A 1,027-nucleotide genomic window follows, 5' to 3' on the forward strand; every position below is an offset into this window, starting at 1 on the left:
GAGCCCTCGGCCAGGGTGTTCGGTCGTGACACACAAAAACCCGCCGGCCGAGGGCTCGCCGCTTGTCTACCAGTCCCGTCTACCGCTGTCCACGAAGACACTGACCACGGTCACCACCGCGATCCGCCGTCACCGGACCCAGGTGCGCTCACGATGGCGGAAGCTACCCGACCACACCGCAGCAGCGATCGTCCTCGCGGTGCTGCGTCACGACCAACGCCCAGCCGACCTGGCCGCCGCCAACGGCATCTCCGCCAACACCGTCCGCCGCTGGGTCAACCAGGTGATCACCACCCTCGCCGCCCAGATGCCCCGACTGTCCCGGATCCTGCGCCGCGCCCGCCACCACACACAGGTGGTCCTGCTCGACGGCACCCTGATCCCCATCCAACGCCCCCGCGACCGACGCCGCCGCTACGCCCACTACAACGGCAAACACAAAACCTTCGGCCTGACAGTGCTGGCCATCACCGACCCGACCGGAAACCTGCTGTGGATCTCCGCCGCCCACCCCGGCCGCACCGCCGAGATCACCGCAGCCCGCCGACACCGCATCCCCGCCCACCTACGCCACCACAACCTGGCCGCCATCTGCGACCTCGGCTTCACCAACCTCGACGACCAACCCGGCCCCTACCCCGGCCTACGACCACGCCGCCAACCCCCCGGCCAACCCGACGACCACCCCACCATCATCACCGGCCGCCGACCCGCCCGCGCCCACCCACTAACCCGCCACCAACAAGCCGTCAACAACCTCATCGCCGCCGAACGCGCCACCAACGAACACGGCATCGCCGACCTGAAGAACTGGCGCATCCTCCACCAACTACGCGGCAACCACCACCACGCCACCACCCTGCTCCGCGCCCTCACCGTCCTGACCCAAGACCACATCACCCGCTAACCACCAGCCACAAGACAAACGATCAACCCGAAGATCACCCACCCCACCACCAGCCCACCCACCACCACCAACCCCACAGTCAACACCCCCCGACCAGCCCAAACAGGATGGAACTACTTC

1 protein-coding gene is annotated in these 1,027 nt (G+C 68.0%); it reads left to right on the top strand.

The annotated features are described in order from the left end of the window. Positions 1–25: 25 nt before the first annotated feature. Complete coding sequence (locus ACWDVW_RS32700) at positions 26–907, top strand: transposase family protein (protein ID WP_449956870.1); 882 nt, start codon at positions 26–28, stop codon at positions 905–907. Positions 908–1,027 lie beyond the last annotated feature (120 nt).

It is taken from the genome of Micromonospora sp. NPDC003241, assembly GCF_053589795.1.